This window comes from Mesorhizobium sp. M8A.F.Ca.ET.207.01.1.1, from assembly GCF_004794715.1.
Lineage (GTDB): Bacteria > Pseudomonadota > Alphaproteobacteria > Rhizobiales > Rhizobiaceae > Mesorhizobium.
The window spans coordinates 1-292 of sequence record NZ_SRUS01000519.1 but is presented as its reverse complement, the minus strand read 5'-3'; the positions used below and the strand labels follow the sequence as shown (position 1 = coordinate 292).

1 pseudogene is annotated in these 292 nt (G+C 66.1%); it reads right to left on the bottom strand.

The window, feature by feature from the left end:
* Nucleotides 1-292 (bottom strand): annotated as a pseudogene (locus tag EN850_RS35645) (molybdopterin-dependent oxidoreductase); the annotation flags it as partial.

The following is a 292-nucleotide window of genomic DNA, read 5'->3' as shown; positions in this document are numbered from 1 at the left end:
GTCGCGCATCGCGGTGCCTTCGAGCACATCCTGGTTCAGCTTGAAGATGCCGGAATTGGAATGGAAGGCGCCGCCGCCCTCATATTGCCAGGCGCCGGTGACGGCGGCGATCGAGGACGCGGCGTGCATGTTGATCGAGCCGTTGCGCTGGCGCGCGAAGCCATAGCCGAGGCGGAAGTAAGTCTTCTTCGTCGTGCCGACGATCCGCGCGAAAGCCTCGATCTCGGCGACGGAGAGCCCGGTGATGGCGGCGGCCCATTCGGGCGTGCGGCTGCGCAGATGCTCTTCCAGC